Annotated in this window: 19 protein-coding genes; 8 read left to right on the plus strand and 11 right to left on the minus strand. The window is 61.1% G+C overall.

Annotated features, from left to right (window positions below):
- Positions 1-7: 7 nt before the first annotated feature.
- The 3 genes from trhO to ACOYXG_RS18890 all read right to left on the minus strand — a co-directional run bounded on the left by trhO (position 8) and on the right by ACOYXG_RS18890 (position 2065).
- Positions 8-949 carry an oxygen-dependent tRNA uridine(34) hydroxylase TrhO gene (gene trhO, locus ACOYXG_RS18880; RefSeq protein ID WP_096794914.1) on the minus strand — a complete coding sequence of 314 codons (942 nt, stop codon included), beginning with the start codon at positions 947-949 and terminating at the stop codon, positions 8-10.
- Between the two features lie 285 nt (positions 950-1234).
- Entirely contained in the window at positions 1235-1534 is a 300-nt protein-coding gene (locus ACOYXG_RS18885; RefSeq protein ID WP_007963599.1) for a BolA family protein, read from the minus strand.
- A gap of 12 nt (positions 1535-1546) precedes the next feature.
- On the minus strand, positions 1547-2065 hold the full coding sequence (locus ACOYXG_RS18890) for a DUF2059 domain-containing protein (protein ID WP_003226938.1): 519 nt from the start codon (positions 2063-2065) through the stop codon (positions 1547-1549).
- A gap of 193 nt (positions 2066-2258) precedes the next feature.
- Between ACOYXG_RS18890 and ACOYXG_RS18895 the strand changes: the two genes are divergently transcribed.
- On the plus strand, positions 2259-3653 hold the full coding sequence (locus tag ACOYXG_RS18895) for a class II fumarate hydratase (RefSeq protein WP_460353352.1): 1395 nt from the start codon (positions 2259-2261) through the stop codon (positions 3651-3653).
- A 123-nt stretch (positions 3654-3776) separates the two neighbouring features.
- Here ACOYXG_RS18895 and ACOYXG_RS18900 read toward each other — a convergent pair whose 3' ends face one another.
- Positions 3777-4736, minus strand: coding sequence for a DMT family transporter (locus ACOYXG_RS18900; protein ID WP_460353354.1), 960 nt, complete (start codon positions 4734-4736; stop codon positions 3777-3779).
- Positions 4737-4946: 210 nt separating this feature from the next.
- On the opposite strand from ACOYXG_RS18900, the gene ACOYXG_RS18905 reads away from it, so the two are divergent.
- Positions 4947-5141: a DUF6316 family protein gene (locus ACOYXG_RS18905; RefSeq protein ID WP_027612404.1), complete on the plus strand. Its 195-nt coding sequence runs from the start codon at positions 4947-4949 to the stop codon at positions 5139-5141.
- Between the two features lie 110 nt (positions 5142-5251).
- Here the strand turns inward: ACOYXG_RS18905 and ACOYXG_RS18910 are convergent, their stop codons facing one another.
- Both ACOYXG_RS18910 and pap read right to left on the minus strand, forming a co-directional pair.
- On the minus strand, positions 5252-6436 hold the full coding sequence (locus ACOYXG_RS18910) for a thiolase family protein (RefSeq protein WP_460353357.1): 1185 nt from the start codon (positions 6434-6436) through the stop codon (positions 5252-5254).
- Positions 6437-6539: 103 nt separating this feature from the next.
- The gene (pap, locus tag ACOYXG_RS18915; protein WP_027612402.1) at positions 6540-8054 is read right to left on the minus strand and encodes a polyphosphate:AMP phosphotransferase; all 1515 of its coding nucleotides are present in this window, start codon (positions 8052-8054) and stop codon (positions 6540-6542) included.
- A 341-nt stretch (positions 8055-8395) separates the two neighbouring features.
- Between pap and mnmC the strand changes: the two genes are divergently transcribed.
- The 5 genes from mnmC (at position 8396) to ACOYXG_RS18940 (ending at position 15835) form a co-directional block, all read left to right on the plus strand.
- Positions 8396-10375: a bifunctional tRNA (5-methylaminomethyl-2-thiouridine)(34)-methyltransferase MnmC2/FAD-dependent 5-carboxymethylaminomethyl-2-thiouridine(34) oxidoreductase MnmC1 gene (mnmC, locus tag ACOYXG_RS18920; protein ID WP_097088405.1), complete on the plus strand. Its 1980-nt coding sequence runs from the start codon at positions 8396-8398 to the stop codon at positions 10373-10375.
- Between the two features lie 149 nt (positions 10376-10524).
- Positions 10525-12297, plus strand: coding sequence for an N-acetylglutaminylglutamine amidotransferase (locus ACOYXG_RS18925; RefSeq protein ID WP_150368284.1), 1773 nt, complete (start codon positions 10525-10527; stop codon positions 12295-12297).
- 3 nt (positions 12298-12300) lie between these two features.
- Entirely contained in the window at positions 12301-14049 is a 1749-nt protein-coding gene (ngg, locus tag ACOYXG_RS18930; RefSeq protein ID WP_027612399.1) for an N-acetylglutaminylglutamine synthetase, read from the plus strand.
- A 165-nt stretch (positions 14050-14214) separates the two neighbouring features.
- Positions 14215-15405 (plus strand): osmoprotectant NAGGN system M42 family peptidase, encoded by a 1191-nt coding sequence (locus tag ACOYXG_RS18935; protein WP_027612398.1) that lies wholly within the window; start codon positions 14215-14217, stop codon positions 15403-15405.
- Positions 15406-15607: 202 nt separating this feature from the next.
- Positions 15608-15835 carry a YheU family protein gene (locus ACOYXG_RS18940; protein ID WP_003192759.1) on the plus strand — a complete coding sequence of 76 codons (228 nt, stop codon included), beginning with the start codon at positions 15608-15610 and terminating at the stop codon, positions 15833-15835.
- Here ACOYXG_RS18940 and csrA read toward each other — a convergent pair.
- From csrA to ACOYXG_RS18955, 3 genes are all read right to left on the minus strand, one after another.
- Positions 15832-16017, minus strand: coding sequence for a carbon storage regulator CsrA (csrA, locus tag ACOYXG_RS18945; protein WP_027612397.1), 186 nt, complete (start codon positions 16015-16017; stop codon positions 15832-15834). The two genes, ACOYXG_RS18940 and csrA, sit on opposite strands and share 4 nt — an antisense overlap.
- A gap of 146 nt (positions 16018-16163) precedes the next feature.
- Positions 16164-16496: a YnfA family protein gene (locus tag ACOYXG_RS18950; protein ID WP_096794907.1), complete on the minus strand. Its 333-nt coding sequence runs from the start codon at positions 16494-16496 to the stop codon at positions 16164-16166.
- Between the two features lie 63 nt (positions 16497-16559).
- Entirely contained in the window at positions 16560-17375 is an 816-nt protein-coding gene (locus ACOYXG_RS18955) for an SDR family oxidoreductase (protein WP_097088415.1), read from the minus strand.
- A gap of 323 nt (positions 17376-17698) precedes the next feature.
- On the opposite strand from ACOYXG_RS18955, the gene ACOYXG_RS18960 reads away from it, so the two are divergent.
- Positions 17699-17857, plus strand: a complete 159-nt coding sequence (locus ACOYXG_RS18960; RefSeq protein WP_169432680.1) for a DUF3309 family protein — start codon at positions 17699-17701, stop codon at positions 17855-17857.
- 57 nt (positions 17858-17914) lie between these two features.
- Here the strand turns inward: ACOYXG_RS18960 and ACOYXG_RS18965 are convergent, their stop codons facing one another.
- Both ACOYXG_RS18965 and ACOYXG_RS18970 read right to left on the minus strand, forming a co-directional pair.
- A complete protein-coding gene (locus tag ACOYXG_RS18965) occupies positions 17915-20008 on the minus strand; it encodes an LTA synthase family protein (protein ID WP_460353365.1) in 2094 nt (697 codons plus the stop codon).
- Positions 20009-20319: 311 nt separating this feature from the next.
- On the minus strand, positions 20320-20925 hold the full coding sequence (locus tag ACOYXG_RS18970) for an START domain-containing protein (RefSeq protein ID WP_027612394.1): 606 nt from the start codon (positions 20923-20925) through the stop codon (positions 20320-20322).
- Positions 20926-20930: the final 5 nt, after the last annotated feature.

A 20930-nucleotide genomic window follows, 5' to 3' on the forward strand; every position in this document is an offset into this window, starting at 1 on the left:
GTCATGATCAGGCCTCGGTGGATGCTTGTTTATAGTTGTAGCCGATCGGGTGCGGCATGTTGCGCGCCTTGGCCAGTTCGATCTGCTTCTGCCGATCGATGGCGCTGCGGCGGGTTTTCTCGCTCAGCTTGTCCCAGCAATGCGGGCAGCTGATGCCGGCCACGTAGTGCTCGGAGGCGCGATCTTCAACACTGACCGGTGTGCGGCAGGCATGACATTGATCGTAGTCGCCTTCGCTGAGGTCGTGACGCACGGTCACGCGGTTGTCGAACACGAAGCAGTCGCCCTGCCACTTGGTTTCTTCCTGCGGCACCTCTTCGAGGTACTTCAGGATGCCGCCCTTGAGGTGGTAAACCTCTTCGAACCCCTCGCCCAGCATGTAACTGGAGGCTTTCTCGCAGCGAATGCCGCCGGTGCAGAACATCGCGACTTTCTTGTGCACGGCCGGGTCGAAGTGTTCTTTGATGTAGTCGGGGAATTCGCGAAAACTGGTGGTTTTCGGATCGATGGCGCCTTCGAAGGTGCCGATCGCCACTTCGTAGTCGTTGCGGGTGTCGATCAGCAGCACTTCCGGGTCGCTGATCAGCGCGTTCCAGTCCTGCGGCTCAACGTAGGTGCCGACCTTTTTGTTCGGGTCCACGCCTTCGACGCCGAGGGTGACGATCTCTTTCTTCAGCTTGACCTTGGTGCGGTAGAACGGCTGCTCGTCGCAGTACGACTCTTTGTGGTCGATGTCGATCATGCGCGGGTCGTTCTTCAGCCAGGCGAGCAGGCCATCGATGCCTTCGCGTGTACCGGAAACCGTACCGTTGATGCCTTCTTCGGCGATCAGCAGGGTACCTTTGATACCGTTGTCGACCATCGCTTGCAGCAGGGGCTCGCGCAGGTCAACGTAATCTTCGAGGGTGACGAACTTATACAGTGCCGCCACGACAATCGGTTGTGTCATGGGTATTTCTCCAGGTGGCTACCCTCGCAAAGGGTGAACCGGATTCAAAAAAAACGCGCCGGGTGAGCGGCGCGTTGCGGATTCTAGCAAAAACACGGTGGATTTAGGATCTGTCAAAACTACTGTGGTGAGGGGATTTATCCCCGATCGGCTGCGCAGCAGTCGTAAATCCTGAGAATGCGGTTTAACGGTTGTAAATGGATTGAATGGTTTCAGGGCTACTTCGTAGCCCATCGGGGATAAATCCCCTCACCACAAAAGCCCCTGCCACAACTGCATCCAATATCAGTGTTTGCTACCGCCGGCACAGGTCGGCGACGCCGGGGCGGCGCCGACTTCTGCCCATTCCTGCGGGGTGTAGGTGTGCAGCGCCAACGCATGGAACTCGCCCATCAGCTCGCCAAGCGTGCCGTAGACTTTCTGGTGGCGCTTGACCCGGTTCAGGCCTTCGAACTGCGCGCTGACCACCACTGCCTTGAAGTGCGTCTGTAACCCGCGACTGTGCATGTGGCTTTCGTCCAGCACTTGCAGATGCTCAGGCTGCAGCAGGCCCAGCGTCGATTCGATGCGTTGTTGCATGCTCATCACGAACTCCGCTTACTTCTTCTTGGCCGGCGCAGCGCCTTTCGGTGCCAGCTCGTTGGTCATGTCGTCGAGCAACTTGTTGACGACAGGCACGGCGCTTTCCAGCTTGGCCTGGGTCATCTGGGCCGATTGCTGGGTCAGCTGCGGCATTTTCTCCAGGACTTTCTTGCCCAGTGGCGACTGGTAGAACGCGACCAGGTCTTTGAGCTCCGATTCGCTGAAGTTGCTGGTGTAGAGCTTGACCATGTCAGGCTTGAGCTTGTTCCAGCCGATGGCCTGGTCCAGGGCGGCGTTGGCCTTGGCCTGGTAGGTTTCCAGTACGGCTTTCTTGGATTCCGGGGCTTTGGTCTGTTCAAAACGCTGAGCGAACATTTGCTGCACTTGCATGTACACCGGAGTGCCCAGCTTGTCAGCGTGCGCCAGGGTCAGGAAAGCTTCAGCACTGGCGTTGTGGCTGGCGGTATCGGCAAGCACCTGGCCGCTGGCGCAAACCAGTGCAACCGCGGTGCAGATGGCACGAAGACGAGTCATCGAGTTTCCTTTTCAGCTAGGCGAGGTAAAACCCCAAGGGCAACCATTCTGCGCCTAAAAAACCTCGTGGCTCAACCCCCGAGCCTTGCCGCGCTTGATTGCCCGGGTTTTACCGGTCAACAATCGGTTCGAGGGAACCACCTGGGCCTGACCGGGCCTAAACTGCGCAAACAGACCAACAGGAGTGTGCACGATGAGCCGTATCGAAACCGACAGCCTGGGCCAGATCGAAGTCCCGGACGATTCCTACTGGGGTGCTCAGACGCAACGCTCGCTGATCAACTTCGCCATTGGTCAGGAACGCATGCCGCTGCCGGTACTGCACGCCCTGGCCCTGATCAAGAAAGCCGCCGCCCGGGTCAACGACCGCAACGGCGACCTGCCCGCCGACATCGCCCGCCTGATCGAACAAGCCGCCGACGAAGTCCTCGACGGCCAGCACGACGACCAGTTTCCGCTGGTGGTCTGGCAGACCGGCAGCGGTACCCAGAGCAACATGAACGTCAACGAAGTGATCGCCGGTCGCGCCAACGAACTGGCCGGCAACCCGCGCGGCGGCAAGACGCCGGTGCACCCCAACGATCACGTCAACCGCTCGCAAAGCTCCAACGACTGCTTCCCCACCGCTATGAGCATCGCCACTGCCAAAGCCGTGCAGGAGCAATTGCTGCCGGCGATCGCCGAGCTGTCTGGCGGCCTGGCCGAATTGGCCGCGCGCCACATGAAACTGGTGAAGACCGGTCGCACGCACATGATGGACGCGACGCCGATCACCTTCGGTCAGGAGTTGTCGGGCTTTATAGCGCAGCTGGATTACGCCGAACGGGCGATCCGCGCCGCACTGCCGGCGGTGTGTGAACTGGCGCAGGGCGGCACCGCGGTCGGCACCGGCCTGAATTCGCCGCACGGCTTTGGCGAAGCGATTGCCGCGGAACTCGCAGCGCTGTCCGGTCTGCCGTTCGTCACTGCGCCGAACAAGTTTGCTGCGCTGGCCGGGCATGAGCCGCTGACCAGTCTGTCCGGCGCCTTGAAGACCCTCGCCGTGGCGCTGATGAAAATCGCCAACGACCTGCGCCTGCTCGGCTCCGGCCCTCGCGCAGGCTTTGCCGAAGTCAAGCTGCCGGCGAACGAACCGGGCAGCTCGATCATGCCCGGCAAGGTCAACCCGACCCAGTGCGAAGCGCTGTCGATGCTGGCCTGTCAGGTATTGGGCAACGACGTCACCATCGGCATTGCGGCGAGTCAGGGACACCTGCAACTGAACGTGTACAAACCGGTGATCATCCACAACGTGTTGCAATCGATCCGCCTGCTCGCCGACGGTTGCAGCAACTTCCAGCAGCACTGCATTGCAGGCCTTGAGCCGGACGCGCAGGTCATGGCCCAGCACCTGGAACGCGGTCTGATGCTGGTGACCGCGCTGAATCCGCACATCGGTTACGACAAGTCGGCGGAAATCGCCAAGAAGGCTTACGGTGAGGGCCTGACCTTGCGCGAGGCGGCGCTGCAGCTGGGGTATCTGACGAGTGAAGAGTTCGATGCCTGGGTGCGGCCGGAGAACATGATTGAGGCTGGCGCCAAGGGCTGAGATTTGTAGCGCCTGAAAGTCCGTCTTCGCGAGCAGGCTCGCTCCCACAGTGGACCGTATTCCCATGTTGGAAAAGCGTTCAAATGTGGGAGCGAGCCTGCTCGCGAATGGGAGCAGCGCGGTCTAACTGGCTGCAATCTTCATCCGCCGCGCCTTCAACCCGGCAATCAGCGACGGCCCCAACGCCACCAGCGCCGACCCCAGCACCACCAGCACCGCCCCGCCATAACCCAGCCCATTGATCTGCTCGGCATGCACATATTCCGGCCACACCCCGGCGGCAATCGCCACCGCGCCAAAGGTCACCAACGGCGTGATCGCCAGCGTCGCACTGACCCGCGAGGCCTCCCAGTGCGCCAGTGCTTCAGCAAAGGCACCGTAGGCAATCAGCGTGTTCATGCAGCACGCCAGCAACAGCCAACCCTGCACCGGGCTCAGTTCCAGTGCTTCGAGCGGATGCACCCACGGTGTCAGCAACAGCGCGCAGAACAGGTAGATCACCATCATCACCTGCAACGAATTCCACACCGTGAGCAATTGCTTCTGCCCCAGTGCGTAGAAGGTCCAGACTGTCGAGGCCAGCAGCACCAGCAACACGCCGGCGGTGTAGTCCGACAATGAGGTGAGCAGTTCAGCCAGACGCTGATTGAAGAACAGCACAAAGCCGATCAGCAGCACCGCCAGGCCAATGCCCTGACCGATGCTGAAGCGCTCCTTGAACACAAACAGGCTGGTGATCAGCAACATGATCGGCCCCATCTGCACCACCAACTGCGCGGTGCCGGGGCTGAGCAGGTTAAGGCCCATCAGGTACAGCACGTAGTTGCCCACCAGCCCGAGCACCGCCATCAGCACCAGCCAGCCGCCTCGAGGACCGAGCACCTGGCGGCTCGGCAGGCGGCGCGTGGCCGCCAGGTAGATGAACAGGCAGCCGCCCGACACCAACAGGCGAAACCAGGTCACGGTGATCGGGTCCATCACCAGCAGCACCTGTTTGAGTTTGATCGGCAGGATGCCCCACAAAAACGCCGTCAGCAGCGCCAGGAACAGACCGTAGACCCAGCGACCGGATGAAATGTGCATGCGAACCCCAATGCCTGCTGACAAGAGCGGTCATTCTAGGCCCGCCGACAGACGCAACACAGGGACAGTTCGGGCCAGGCCGCGAATGAAACTGTGCAGGTCGCAGCATTAAATTGACGCTTTGCCGTTGATCGGCTGACGAGGCACGCCAAGTGCTTCAGGCATAAGCTGATTGGATCCCTGCAACGAATCGCCCAAGGAGCCCCGATCATGTACGGAATGCGCGCCGATGACAGCGCCCCCGCCACGCACTTTCGCAGCGACCGGTTGTGTCGGGTCAATGGCGAACTGTTTTTCAGCACGCGGGAGAACACCCTTGAGGGGCCGTTCGCTTCCCCGGAGAAGGCTGAGCAGGAAATAAAAGCGTATATCGCGCGGATGCAGCTTCTGGATTCCAACCGGTAAATCCGGTCGATCTCTTCGCGAGCAGGCTCGCTCCCACAGGTGAATGCATTCCAATGTGGGAGCGAGCCTGCTCGCGAAAGCGGTAGATCAACCACCCCACCTTCCAGGGTTCAGCGCACCGCCTCAAACAACCCCGTCGCCCCCATCCCGCCCCCCACGCACATGGTCACGATGCCGTAACGCAAATTACGCCGCTGCAACTCGCGCACCAGATGCCCGACCTGCCGCGACCCGGTCATGCCGAACGGGTGGCCGATAGAAATCGAGCCGCCGTTGACGTTGTATTTGTCGTTGTCGATTTCCAACCGGTCCCGGGCATACAGGCATTGCGAGGCAAACGCCTCGTTGAGCTCCCACAGATCAATGTCCGCCACCTGCAAGCCCTTGGCCTTGAGCAGTTTCGGCACCGAGAACACCGGGCCGATGCCCATCTCGTCCGGCTCGCAACCGGCCACGGTGAAGCCACGGAAAAACGCCTTCGGCTTGAGTCCTAGTTGCAGGGCTTTTTCCAGGCTCATCACCAGGGTCATCGACGCGCCGTCGGACAGCTGCGACGAGTTGCCGGCGGTGACCGAGCCGTCTTCGGCAAATACCGGTTTCAGTCCGGCGAGACTTTCGTAAGTGGTGTCCGGGCGGTTGCAGTCGTCGCGATCGACGATGCCATCGAGGATCTGCACCTCGCCGCTGTTTTTGTCCTCGACCCGGTACTTGACCGCCATCGGCACGATCTCGTCATCGAACAGCCCCGCCGCCTGTGCCTGGGCGGTGCGCAGTTGGCTTTGCAGCGCGTAACGATCCTGTGCCTCGCGGCTGACGTCATAACGCCGCGCCACGACTTCAGCGGTCTGGCCCATGGTGTAGTAGATGCCTGGCACCTGCTGCTTGAGCAGCGGATTGATCAGGTGATCGGTGTTGACGCTTTTCAGGGTCAGGCTGATCGACTCGACGCCACCGGCGACGATGATGTCACTGCAACCGGAAGCAATCTGGTTGGCGGCAATCGCAATCGCCTGCAAACCCGAGGAGCAAAAACGGTTGAGGGTCATGCCGGCCACATGGGTGCCCAGCCGCGAGAACACCGCCACGTTGCGGCCGATGTTGTAACCCTGCGCGCCCTCGTTGGAGCCGGCGCCGACAATGCAGTCCTCGACGCTGGCCGGGTCGATGTCATTGCGCGACAGCAGCGCGTTGACGCAATGGGCCGCCATGTCGTCGGGACGGGTCTGGTTGAACTTGCCGCGAAAGGACTTGGCCAGGCCGGTCCGCACGCTGTCGACGATCACCACTTCACGCATGGCATACCTCAATTGTTGTTGTCGGAGGAGAGTGAAACGAGCATAAGTCCACCCTGCCGCCGACCGCGACAATCATTCACCCCGCGTATGCGGGTCCATCGGCTCAGTCCTTGTGTTTTTTCGCGCGTTTGTCGGACTTCGCGAAAGCTTCCTCAAGCGCTCGGTTAATCGTGCGCAGGACCTTGACCCGGGCCCAGCGTTTGTCATTGGCCTCGACCAGCGTCCACGGCGAAATCTCGGTGCTGGTGCGGTCGACCATGTCGCCCACGGCGGCGCGGTAGGCGTCCCACTTGTCGCGGTTGCGCCAGTCGTCCTCGGTGATCTTGAAGCGCTTGAATGGAATCTGCTCGCGGGCCTGGAAGCGCTCCATCTGCGTGTCCTTGTCGATCGCCAGCCAGAACTTGACGACGATGACCCCGGCGTCGGCGATCTGCTCTTCGAAGTCATTGATCTCGCTGTAGGCCCGCAGCCAGTCGGCCGGGCTGCAGAAGCCCTCGACCCGCTCCACCAGCACCCGGCCATACCAGGAGCGGTCGAACACGGTGAACTTGCCCCGCGCCGGCAAATGCCGCCAGAAGCGCCACAGATACGGCTGCGCGCGCTCCTCTTCAGTGGGCGCGGCAATCGGCACGATGCTGTACTGACGCGGATCGAGCGCCGCCGCCACCCGGCGAATCGCCCCGCCCTTGCCCGCCGCATCGTTGCCTTCGAACACCGCCACCAGTGCGTGGCGGCGCATGCGTTTATCGCGCATCAGCCCGGACAGCCGCGCCTGCTCGGTGATCAGTTGTTCTTCGTAGTCTTTCTTTTCCAGCCGCTGGTTCAGGTCGAGGCTGTCGAGCAGGTTGAGTTGATCGACCGCCGTGCCCAACGGGGCGGCGTTGACCTCTTCGGTATGCACCTCTGGGCGCTTGAGCGCATTCTGCAGGCCCTCCAGCAGGATTTTGCCGACGGCGAGACTGCGATAATTGGCGTCCATGCCTTCGATGATGTGCCACGGCGCATAGTCACGGCTGGTGCGACGCAACACGCGCTCGCCGTATTTGACGAACTTGTCGTAGGTCTGCGATTGCTGCCAGTCCAGCGGGCTGATGCGCCAGCTGTGCAGCGGGTCGTCGGCCAGCGCCTTGAGCCGCGCTTTCATCTGCTTCTTGGACAGGTGGAACCAGAACTTGAAGATCAGCGCGCCTTCATCGCAGAGCATTTTTTCCAGACGCTCGGCGGCGTTGATCGCCTGATCCAGGCGTGGATCCTTGAACAGACCGTGAACCCGGCCCTGAAGCATCTGGCTGTACCAGTTGCCAAAGAACACGCCCATCCGCCCCTTGGCCGGGAGCATCCGCCAGTAACGCCAGGCCGGTGGATGCGCCAGCTCTTCATCGGTCTGCTGATCGAAAGTACGCACCTCGATCAGACGCGGGTCCATCCACTCGTTGAGCAACTTGACGGTCTCGCCCTTGCCGGCGCCCTCGATGCCGTTGATCAGAATGATCACCGGAAAACGCTTCTGCTGCTGCAACTCGAACTGCGCTTCCAGCAGTGCTTCACGCAAGGCAGGTACAGCCGCGTCGTAAGTCTCTTTGTCGATGGCATGGCCGATTTCGGCGGATTCAAACATGGGGACGGCTCCTTCCAGGATTCAGCAAGACTAGCGGATTGGGCATGGGCGCGGCGGAGAAATTCCGCTCCTTTTGGCTTCAAGAAAAACTCTGTGGTGAGGGGATTTATCCCCGATGGGCAGCGCAGCGGCCCCAAAGCCATTCAACGCCAGATGCACGCTGGTAGCGGGATTGCGACTGCTACGCAGCCGATCGGGGATAAATCCCCTCGCCACAGGTTGCTCTGATCCGCGCCCAAATCGTTGATTGTCTTCGAGGCTGCACAGCCAGGCCTTGCCATGGATCAAGCACCCTCCGCCCGATCGGCTAGAATGGCCGCCTTGTCGTTGCCGAGCCTGCCATGAAACCTGTATTGCCCCACGCCCAACTCGACTGGGATGACCACGGACGCCCACGTTCGCGGGTGTTCGATGATGTGTATTTTTCCGACCAGTCGGGGCTGGATGAAACCCGTTACGTGTTCCTCGAACAGAACCGTCTGGCCGAGCGCTTTGCCGCGCTGCCGGCGCACGGGCGACTGGTGATCGGCGAAACCGGCTTCGGCACCGGGCTGAATTTCCTTTGCGCCTGGCAGTTGTTCGAACAGCATGCGGTGGCCGGTGCGCGGCTGCATTTCGTCAGCGTCGAAAAATACCCGTTGAGCCCGGCCGATCTGCAACGGGCGCTGGCCTTGTGGCCGCAGCTCAAGCCACTGGCCGATCAACTGCTGACGCAGTACGTGGCGATCCATCAGGGCTTTCAGCGGATCATTCTCGGCAATGGCCGCGTGACGCTGACGCTGCTGATCGGCGATGCGCTGGAGCAACTGCCGCAACTCGATGCGCAGATTGATGCGTGGTTTCTCGACGGTTTCGCCCCGGCGAAAAACCCCGACATGTGGACCGCTGAACTGTTCGTCGAACTGGCTCGACTGGCCGCGCCGGGTTCGACCATCAGCACCTTCACCAGCACCGGTTGGGTGCGGCGTCTGCTCAACGCCGCCGGGTTCAAGATGAAACGCACGCCGGGCATCGGCCACAAGTGGGAGATCCTGCGCGGCGAGTTTCTCGGCTGGCCGCAGGACGTCGCGCCACCACTGCCGGACAAACCGTGGTTCGCTCGCCCTGCCCCGCTGACCGGCGAGCGTCGGGCGCTGGTGATCGGCGCCGGGCTGGCCGGTTGTGCGACCGCTGCCAGCCTCGCCGCGCGCGGCTGGCAAGTCAGTCTGCTGGAGCGTCACGAGGCCGTGGCACAGGAAGCGTCGGGCAATCCGCAGGGCGTCCTGTACCTGAAGTTGTCGGCCCACGGCACCGCGTTGTCGCAACTGATCGTCAGCGGCTTCGGCTACACCCGCCGCCTGCTGGAAACCCTGCAACGCGGCACCGACTGGGACGATTGCGGCGTGCTGCAACTGGCTTTCAATGCCAAGGAAGCCGAGCGTCAGGCGCAACTGGCCGCGGCCTTCCCGGAAGATCTGGTGCACTGGCTTGATCAGCCGCAAGCCGAAATCCAAGCCGGGATTGCGCTGGCACACGGCGGGCTGTTCTACCCCGAAGGGGGCTGGGTGCATCCACCCGCGCTGTGCCAGGCGCAAGCCGCGCAAGCAAACATCGAACTGCTCAAGCATCACGATGCGCTGGAACTGCGCAAGGTCGAAGGTCAGTGGCAAGCCCTCGACGGCGAGCGCGTGCTCGCCAGCGCGCCGGTGGTGATATTGGCCGGCGCGGCGGAGATCAAACGCTTTGCGCAAAGTGCCGAGTTGCCGCTCAAGCGCATTCGCGGGCAAATCACGCGCCTGCCGCAAACCGCTGAAAGCCAGGCGCTGCGCACCGTGGTCTGCGCCGAAGGTTATGTCGCGCCGGCACGCTTGGGCGAACACACGCTGGGCGCGAGTTTCGACTTCAACAGCGATGACCTGACGCCGACCACCGCCGAACACCTGGGCAATCTGGCGATGCTCGAAGAGATCTCCGGCGATCTGGTGGCGCGCCTGCACATCAATCAACTGCCCCCGGAAACCCTGGAGGGACGCGCCGCATTCCGCTGCACCAGTCCCGACTATCTGCCGATCGTCGGCCCCCTCGCCGACCGCACAGCCTTCGCTCAGGCCTATGCGGCGTTGAGCAAGGATGCACGACAAGTGCCGGACATCGCCTGCCCTTGGCTCGATGGCCTGTACGTCAACAGCGGCCACGGTTCACGCGGGCTGATCACCGCGCCGCTGTCGGGCGAACTGCTCGCGGCGTGGCTGGACAACGAGCCGCTGCCACTGCCCAGAAGTGTCGCCGAAGCCTGCCACCCCAACCGTTTCGCGCTGCGTACGTTGATTCGCGGCAAATGAAAAATCGCGACTGGCCGCTGGTCAGTCGCCCCCTCTTATAACTCATCGTTCTAAAACTCCCACATCTGCAGCGGGTCAGTTTCTGAGTACCGGCCATTTTGGCCTGACTTGAATCACCCCTCCCCAACGGAAAAACCGGTAAGGACTTTATGTGCGGATTAGCTGGCGAGTTACGTTTTGATCATCAACCTGCAGACCTTGCAGCGGTAGAGCGAATCACCCATCACCTGGCCCCTCGCGGCCCCGACGCGTGGGGCTTCCATGCCCAAGGGCCGATTGCCCTGGGCCATCGTCGCCTGAAAATCATGGACCTGTCGGATGGCTCGGCGCAGCCGATGATCGACAGCCAACTCGGCTTGTCCCTGGCCTTCAACGGCGCGATCTACAACTTTCCGGAACTGCGCGCCGAACTCGAAGCGCTGGGCTACGCCTTCTATTCCGGTGGCGACACCGAAGTGCTGCTCAAGGGCTACCACGCCTGGGGCGAAGCGCTGCTGCCGAAACTCAACGGCATGTTCGCGTTCGCCATCTGGGAGCGTGATGCCCAGCGCCTGTTCATCGCTCGCGACCGTCTCGGCGTGAAGCCTTTGTACCTGTCGCGCACCGGCCAGCGTTTGCGCTTTGCCTCGGCCCTGCCGGCGCTGCTCAAGGGCGGCGACATCAACCCGATCCTCGATCCGGTGGCGCTCAATCACTACCTGAATTTCCATGCGGTGGTGCCGGCTCCACGCACCTTGCTCGCGGGCATCGAAAAGCTGCCGCCAGCGACCTGGATGCGCGTCGAAGCCGATGGCCGCACCGAGCAGAAAACCTGGTGGACCCTGCCCTACGGCCCACAGGACGACGAGAAAAACCTGACCCTCGAAGACTGGCGCGACCGCGTGCTCGACAGCACCCGTGAAGCGGTGGCAATCCGTCAACGCGCAGCGGTGGATGTCGGCGTGCTGCTTTCCGGCGGTGTCGATTCGAGCATGCTCGTCGGCCTGCTGCGAGAAGTCGGGGTGGAGAACCTGTCGACCTTTTCCATCGGTTTTCAGGATGCCGGCGGCGAGCGTGGCGATGAATTCCAGTATTCCGATCTGATCGCCAAGCACTACGGCACTCAACATCATCAATTGCGCATCGACGAAAAAGAGATCATCGAGCAACTGCCCGCTGCGTTCCGTGCGATGAGCGAGCCGATGGTCAGCCACGACTGCATCGCCTTCTACCTGCTGTCGCGCGAAGTGGCCAAGCACTGCAAAGTGGTGCAAAGCGGCCAGGGCGCCGACGAACTGTTCGCCGGTTATCACTGGTACCCGCAAGTCGACGGTGCGGCGGATCCATACGCAGCCTATCGTGCGGCGTTCTTCGACCGCAGCTACGACGACTACGCCGCCACCGTGCAACCGAAATGGTTGACCGCGAATGACGCCGCTGGCGACTTCGTGAAAGAGCATTTTGCCCAGCCTGGTGCCGATGCCGCGGTCGATAAAGCCCTGCGTCTGGACAGCACGGTGATGCTGGTGGACGACCCGGTCAAACGTGTCGACAACATGACCATGGCCTGGGGCCTGGAGGCTCGCACGCCGTTTCTCGACTATCGCCTGGTGGAACTCTCGGCGCGGATTCCCGGCCAGTTCAAGCTGCCGGACGGCGGCAAACAGGTACTCAAAGAAGCTGCACGTCTGGTGATTCCAAGCGAAGTGATCGACCGCAAGAAAGGTTACTTCCCGGTGCCGGGCCTCAAGCACTTGCAAGGCGACACCCTGAACTGGGTGCGTGAACTGCTGCTGGATCCGAGCCAGGATCGCGGCCTGTTCAACCCGGCCATGCTCGACAAACTGCTGACTGATCCGCAAGGCCAACTGACGCCATTGCGCGGCTCGAAACTGTGGCAACTGGCGGCCCTGAACCTGTGGCTCAGTGAACAAGGAATCTGATTGATGAAACCTCACGCCACAGCGATCAATCAGCGCCTGATACGCGGTCAGACACCGTCGTATGAACGCTTGCAGGCGCGTCTGGCCGAAGACGGCAGCGAACTCGGCGCCGACCCCATCGCCGTACATTGCGGTTGGGGTCGGCTGCTGATCGGCCACACTTTCCCTGACCCGGCGACGCTGGCGCAGGAACTGCTCAACGAGCAGCCCGGCGAACGCGATATCGCCCTTTATGTCGCCGCACCGCAGCAGATTCTCGGGCTGGAACCGACGCAACTGTTTCTCGACCCATCCGATACTCTGCGCCTGTGGTTCAGCGATTACCGCCAGGCCACCCGCGTGTTTCGCGGCTTCCGCATTCGCCGCGCGCAAAGCGAAGCGGACTGGCAAGCGATCAATCTGCTGTATCAGGCACGCGGCATGTTGCCGATCGATGCCACGCGCCTGACCCCGCATCATCAGGGCGGCCCGGTGTACTGGCTGGCCGAAGATGAAGACAGCGGCGCGGTGATCGGCAGCGTCATGGGCCTCAATCACCAGAAAGCCTTCAACGATCCGGAACATGGCAGCAGTCTGTGGTGCCTGGCGGTGGATCCGCAGTGCTCGCGGCCGGGCGTCGGTGAAGTGCTGGTGCGGCACTTGATCGAACACTTTATGAGTCGCGGCCTGAGTTATCTGGATCTGTCGGTGCTGCATGACAACCGTCAGGCCAAAAATCTTTACGCCAAGCTCGGTTTTCGCAACCTCTCGACCTTCGCCATCAAGCGCAAGAACGGCATTAATCAGACGCTGTTCCTCGGGCCCGGGCCGGAAGCCAACTTCAACCCTTATGCGCGGATCATCGTCGAGGAAGCGCACCGGCGCGGCATCGATGTGCAAGTGGACGATGCCGAAGCCGGGCTGTTCACCCTCAGCCATGGCGGGCGCCGGGTACGTTGCCGCGAATCGTTGAGCGACCTGACCAGCGCGATCAGCATGAGTCTGTGTCAGGACAAAAGCCTGACCCACAAAGTGTTGAAAGGCGCCGGCCTGAAGCTGCCTTCGCAGCAACTGGCGGGCAACGCCGACGACAACCTGGCGTTTCTTGACGAGCATCAGCGTGTGGTGGTCAAACCGCTCGACGGTGAACAAGGCCAGGGCGTGGCGGTGGATCTACAGAGCATCGAAGAGGTGCAGCAGGCCATCGAAGCTGCCAAGCGTTTCGACAGCCGCGTACTGCTGGAAAGCTTCCACGAAGGCCTCGACCTGCGGATTCTGGTGATCGGTTTTGAAGTGGTGGCGGCAGCGATTCGTCGTCCCGCCGAGGTGGTCGGTGACGGCCATCATTCGATCGGTGCATTGATCGAGGCGCAGAGCCGGCGTCGGCAAGCCGCTACCAGTGGCGAGAGCAAGATCCCGCTGGATCACGAAACCCAACGCACCCTGCACGCGGCCGGGTATGACTACAGCAGCATCCTGCCGGCGGGCGAGCACCTGTTCGTCCGTCGCACGGCCAATCTGCACACCGGTGGCACGCTGGAAGACGTCACGGCGATTCTGCACCCGACCCTGGTCGATGCCGCCGTCCGTGCAGCGCGGGCGCTGGACATTCCGATGGTTGGCCTCGACTTGATGGTGCCGGCGGCGGATCAGTCCGAGTACGTGTTTATCGAAGCCAATGAACGCGCCGGCCTGGCCAATCACGAGCCGCAGCCGACGGCAGAGCGATTTGTCGATCTGTTGTTTCCGCACAGTCAGCCGGCTGTTTCTTGATCATGTAGCGCCTGAACCGGCCCCATCGCTGGCAAGCCAGCTCCCACAGGTTTACCGGTGTACCCAATCACTGTGGGAGCTGGCTTGCCAGCGATGAGGCCCTGACAGGCAACACAAATTCCCTCATCGAAACCATCGATGCGCCTCAACTCATCAGGAGTTTCCATGACCACTCAAATCCCTGAACCGGATCTGAACTACCTGCAAAAAGTCCTGCTGGAAATGCTCGCCATTCCCAGCCCTACCGGGTTCACCGACACCATCGTGCGCTACGTCGCCGAGCGTCTGGAAGAACTTGGCATCCCGTTCGAAATGACCCGTCGCGGCACCATTCGCGCCACCCTCAAGGGCAAGAAAAACAGCCCTGACCGCGCTGTCTCCGCGCACCTCGACACCATCGGCGCCGCCGTGCGTGCGGTGAAAGACAACGGCCGTCTGACCCTGGCCCCGGTCGGTTGCTGGTCGAGCCGGTTTGCCGAGGGCAGCAGGGTCAGCCTGTTCACCGACAATGGCGTGATACGCGGCAGCGTGTTGCCGCTGATGGCCTCCGGGCACGCGTTTAACACTGCCGTAGACGAGATGCCGATCAGCTGGGATCACGTCGAGCTGCGTCTGGATGCCTACTGCGCGACCAAGGCCGATTGCGACTCGCTGGGCATCAGCGTCGGCGACGTGGTGGCGTTCGACCCGCTGCCGGAGTTCACCGACAGCGGTCACATCAGCGCCCGTCACCTCGACGACAAGGCCGGGGTTGCGGCATTGCTCGCTGCGCTCAAAGCCATCGTCGAGAGCGGTCAGGAGTTGATGATCGACTGTCACCCACTGTTCACCATCACTGAAGAAACCGGTAGCGGTGCGGCGGCGGCATTGCCATGGGACGTCAGCGAATTCGTCGGTATCGACATCGCGCCGGTCGCGCCCGGCCAGCACTCCAGCGAACACGCGGTGAGCGTGGCGATGCAGGATTCCGGTGGCCCTTACGACTATCACCTGTCGCGGCATTTGCTGCGTCTGGCCGGTGAAAACGAACTGCCGGTGCGGCGCGACCTGTTCCGCTATTACTTCAGCGACGCGCATTCGGCGGTGACTGCCGGGCACGATATCCGCACCGCCCTGCTCGCCTTTGGCTGCGACGCGACCCATGGTTATGAACGTACGCACATTGACAGTCTGGCAGCGCTCAGTCGTTTGCTCGGAGCGTACATTCTGAGCCCGCCGGTATTCGCCAGTGATGCGGCCCCGGCCAATGCTTCCCTGGATCGCTTCAGTCACCAGATCGAACATGAGACACAGATGGAGAGCGATACGCGAGTGCCGTCGGTGGACAGTCTGGTGGGGCAGCGTTCCGACAGTTGATCCGGGGTTCTGTGGTGGCTGGACTGGCCCCATCGCTGGCAAGCCAGCTCCCACAGTTTTCGAGGTGGATCACCTGTTTGTGTACATCAACAAACTCTGTGGGAGCTGGCTTGCCAGCGATGGGGCCAGACCCGCCCACACAAAACTGGCAGCCAGCCACCAATCGCCGTAGCATCCCGTCATTGATTTAGCCGAGGTGCCCATGCTGATTCCCTACGACGCTCTTGAAGTCGACACCCTCACCCGCCTGATCGAGGACTTCGTCACCCGCGACGGCACCGACAACGGTGATGACACACCGCTGGAAACCCGCGTGCTGCGCGTGCGCCAGGCGCTGACCAAAGGCCAGGCGCTGATCGTCTTCGACCCGGAAAGCGAACAATGCCAGTTGATGCTCAAACACGATGTGCCCAAGCATCTGTTCGACTAGCGGACCTTTTCGGTGACCTGTTTGCGCTGGATCCGCTGATAGACTTCAGAACGGTGCACATTGACCTTCTGCGGCGCCTCGACACCGAAGCGCACACTGGAGCCGTTGACTGACAACACGCGCACGGAAATGTCGTCACCGATGGAAATCAACTCGCCCACTACACGGCTGAGTACAAGCATGGAATTTATCCTTCAGGGTTAGCCAGCCCTGAAGATGCGTGGTGGACGCCCGCTCGACAATGCACGGAGAGCAATTCAGTCTTGCCCTACACCCATAAGCGCTGCGCCCGTCAGACATTTCCTGCAAATCACTAAACAGCCTCGCCTCACGGGGCGGAAAAGCGCGGACCGAACAGAATCACGCTCGCGCCGATCACGCACAGCGCCACGCCGATCCAGTCCGAACCCAAAGGGCGAACGCGCTCGACCACCGCCAGCCAGCCGATCGACGCGACGATGTAGATCCCGCCATAGGCGGCATAGGCGCGCCCGGCATAAGCCGCTTCGACGCGGGTCAACAACAGCGCGAACAGGGTCAGGCTGAGCAGCGCCGGGATCACCCACAAGGCACTTTTGCCCTGACGCAGCCACATGAAAAAGGCGAAACAACCGGCGATTTCAAACAGCGCCGCGAGGAAGAACCACAGGTAATTGAGCATTGATGCGTCTCGACAGGGTGACCATTGCGGCCACCCTAACGACGCAACATCCTCGGGGCAAGTTCAGCCGTTGGTTTGTCTGGCCTTGGCGCGCATTTTATCGGCCATGGTGGTCATTTCGTTGTAGATCAGTTGCGGGTTCTTCTGTTTGATCGCCCAGGCCATGCGCCCCTGCTCGTGCGGCAGGATCATGAATTCGCCGGCGGCCACTTGCTGGTAGATATAGTCTGCAATGTCAGCAGCCGTGATCGGCGAACTTTCCAGCAACTTGCCGACCTGGGCTTTCATGGCCGGGGTCGGACCACGGAACGAGTCGAGCAAGTTGGTCTGGAAGAACGACGGGCAGACCACATGCACGCTGACTTCCTGCTGCGCCAGTTCGATCAGCAAACTTTCCGACAGCGCCACTACACCGGCCTTGGCCACGTTGTAGTTGCTCATCGCCGGGCCCTGCATCAGTGCAGCCATCGAAGCGATGTTGATGATCTTGCCTTTGCTCTGCTCCAGCAGCGGCAGGAACGCTTTGCAGCCCTTGACCACCCCCATCAGGTTGATCGCGATCTGCCAGTCCCAATCCTCCAGCGACAGTTCGCTGAAGAACCCGCCGGACGCCACACCGGCGTTGTTGACGATGACATCGATACCGCCGAGCTTCACTTCGCAAGCCTGGGCAAACGCTGTGAGCTGGCTGTAGTCACGCACATCGCAACGTTGGGTGAAACCGTCACCACCGGCCTCGCGCACCCGCTTCAGGGTTTCCTGCAGGCCAGGTTCGCTGACGTCGGACAAGGCCAGCTGCCAGCCTTCACGCGCCCAGCGCAGCGCGATTTCGCGACCCAAACCTGAGCCCGCACCCGTGATCATCATGCGATTTTGCATAGCAGACAGCCTTGTTGTTCCGTAGGAGATGCACGGAGTGTAGCGAAGGAACACTGGCCACCCACGCTCCATCAGATTGCTGAATACAGGATCAAAAGATCGCAGCCTTCGGCAGCTCCTGCATCAGTTCCCTGTAGGAGCTGCCGAAGGCTGCGATCTTTTGATCTCGCGCTTTAAAGGAAATAAACGAGTAATCCAAATACATTAAAAAAACATTGAATTTTCTTTGATTCGCACCAGTCGGAATTTGTAAGCCGTCTGGAATTAGTTAGCCTCCAGTCGCCCTTGAACACCAAGTCTTCTCGAACGCTGTAAACAAGGAAATCGACATGGGCACAATTCTTATCATTATCCTGATCCTGTTGCTGATCGGTGGTCTGCCGGTCTTCCCGCACTCCAGAAGTTGGGGTTATGGTCCTTCGGGCATTATCGGCGTGGTGTTGGTGGTGCTGTTGGTCTTGCTGTTACTTGGCAGGATATAAAACCCCAAGACAAAAAAAAGAGGCCCTCAGGGGCCTCTTTTTTATGCAGCGGTTTTATCAGTCCGGCTTGCCGTTGATCACACCGGCGGTGTTGTCCATCAGGCTCTTGGTCGCCGTTTGCAGGAACGCTTCCAGCTTGAGCTTCAGTTCGGCGGTACGCGGTGCGTCCGGAATGATCTCGGCAGAAGGGTTCGCGCCCAGTTGGTACTGGTAGATCTTCGGCGCCATTTCCTTCTCTTTCGGCAGCACCAGGATCTGGTCGGCAGTGACGATGGCGGTGGTCTGCTCGCTGCCCGACGGCTTGATCACACCGAAACCGGTGTCGCCGGCCGGCAGGTTGAGCAGGTCACGCCCCCAGCACTGATGACGCACTTCGCCACCCAGACGGCCCATGATGGTCGGCACGATGTCGATCTGCGTACCCACGGTGTGGTCACGGGTGCCGAATTTTTCCTGAATGCCCGGGGCGATCATCAGCATCGGCACGTTGAAGCGGCCCAGGTCCATTTCGGTGATCTGGCGTTCGTTGCCGAAACCGTGGTCACCGACGATCACGAACAGGGTTTCCTTGAAGTACGGCTCTTTACGCGCCTTCTCGAAGAACTGACCCAGTGCCCAGTCGGCGTAACGCATGGCAGTCAGGTGTTCGTTGAGGCTGCCACGATCGGTCACGCGCTCGACCGGCAATGGCGTCGGCAAGGCGTACGGCGTGTGGTTGGACAGGGTTTGCAGCAGCGCGTAGAACGGCTTGCCGTTTTCCCGTGCCTTCAGCTCCTGCAGACCACGGTCGAACATGTCCTGGTCGGACACGCCCCAGGTCGGATCGGAGAACACCGGATTGACGAAGTCGTTACGGCCAACGAAGTTGGTCATGCCCTGGTTACTGAAGAAGCCCGACTGGTTGTCCCAGGCGAAGTCGCCGTTGTAGACATACACGTCGTCATACTTGCGCGCGCTGAGCAGCTGCGGCAGACCGGACAGCTTGTGGCTGCCTTCCGGGGTCTGCATCAGGTATTCGAAACCTGGCAGGTTCGGGAAGCACGCCATGGTCGCAAACATGCCCTGGTGGGTATGGGTGCCGTTGGAGAAGAAGCGGTCGAACAGCAGGCCTTCCTTCGACAGTTTGTCGAGGTACGGCGTGATTTTGCCCGGTGCGCCCAGGGCGCCGACCGAGTGACCGGCCATGCTTTCCATCAGGATCACGACCACGTTCTTGATCGGCAGGGTCTTGTCGGCCGGTGGCGTGTAGTCACGACGCACGGCAGCGATGTCGGCATCGACCAGTTTGTCGTCCGGCATCACCAGCATCTCGCGCACCACTTTCTGCGCCTGTTCCTGCGGCAGGGTGGCTTTCCAGATGTTATCGCGGTCCTCGCCCATGCGGTCCTTGGCGGCGGCGATCAGCGACAGCGTGCCGTTGAGGCCGAGCTGGTTGGCGAAGTTCGATTCGGTGGTGTACACGTCACCCCAGCGCAGCGGCGGGCCCTGACGCAGGGTGCCACGGGCGGCCACGACGCAGATCAGCAGGCAGACCACGAACACCGCCAGGCGGGTGTACCACGGCGCCACCTGACGGGTGCCGACGTTGCCGCCGCTGAACGGGCCGCGTGGACGGGTCGCACGGTCGGCGCCCTTGAAGGCCAGAGTCAGGATCACGGTGCCGATGACCCACGCCAGCAGGTAACGCACTACCGGGAAACCGTACCAGAGCATGCTCATCACGGTTTTCGGGTCTTCCTTCACGTACTGGAACACCAGACCATTGAGCCGCTGGTGGAACTCGCGGTAGAAGTCCATTTCCATCAGGCCGAGGAACAGCGCGATGCTGGACGCCACGGTCAGCCATAGACGGAAGAAGCCACGCGCAGCCATTGCACGGGCGCTGAACAGTGCCAGCACCAGTGGAACGCAGACGTAGACCACCAGGCGCAGGTCGAAACGCAGGCCGTTGGCGAAGGCTTCGAGGAAGGTCGAAGCCGGGGTATCGAGGATCATCTCGCGGTTGTAGACCAGCAGCGCGAGGCGCAGCACGGAAAACATCACCATCATGACCAGGGCACACAGCAGCGTGTAGGCCAGATGCGATTTGACGGTCGGTTGCAGCAGGCGAGTGGAAGATCGCTGCTGATTCAGGGCGTCCGGGTTTGCCATGTCGTTTTAGGACCCATTGGAAGTTGAAGTTGCAAAATACAGCGGCGCCATGCCCTCTATTGGCCATTCCAGACCCTGGGGCGTGCGCGGTGCGCAAATGTTGCACGATCAACGGCAGCATTGCCATTGATTACTGCCCCATTGCCCGACTCTTTCATACAAGCATTCGGGCGGGGACAAGCTGAATTGCGCGGGCGAATTGTCTGGAACACTTTGTGAAAATTTCGTCCAACGCATATCTGGAAACACAATATAACGACAAAATAAAACGCCCCGAATCGGTCGGGGCGTTTTGCTGTCAGCGCGAAGAATTACTTCTCGGCGCGTTCTTTCAGGGCTTTAAGGGTATTGAAGGGAGCGTCGACCACGAACTTGTTGGCAATCATGCTCGGCACGCTGCCGCCGGGCTCAGTGTGCACCTGATAGGTCACTTCGACTTGATCACCTTTGGGTACGAACTTCCAGAACCCTTTGACCTGAGCGACACGGACAAAGCCTTTCTCTTCGGGAAGGTACTTCGGCACGCCTTCGAGGTTGCGGGTCAGGCTGCCATCGGCGCCCTCAACGGTGGTGATGTGCAACACCGAATCACGTGGGGTCACTGGCCACGGCGTATTGAATTGGGTATAGGTCCAGCTCTGATCGCCCTCGTGCTTGAGCAGTTTCTGGGTTTTGCATTCGTGAATCCAGGCGCAGGCTCCGGCCACGTCTTCCTGCAAGGCACGCAGTTTGGCAACGGTGGTCTTCATCAGGGCAACACCCTGATAGGACTTGTAATCGGAACCCGGCACTTCGGCCAGCGAGACCTTGATCCCGTCCTGTTCCTTGGCGACCTTCCAGTCTTCGGCCTGAGCCATCGAAGTAGCCAGCACAGCGGTCAAACCACACAACACAGCGATACGATGCAGCGAACCCATAGTCT

The organism is Pseudomonas sp. G3-39, from assembly GCF_054790485.1.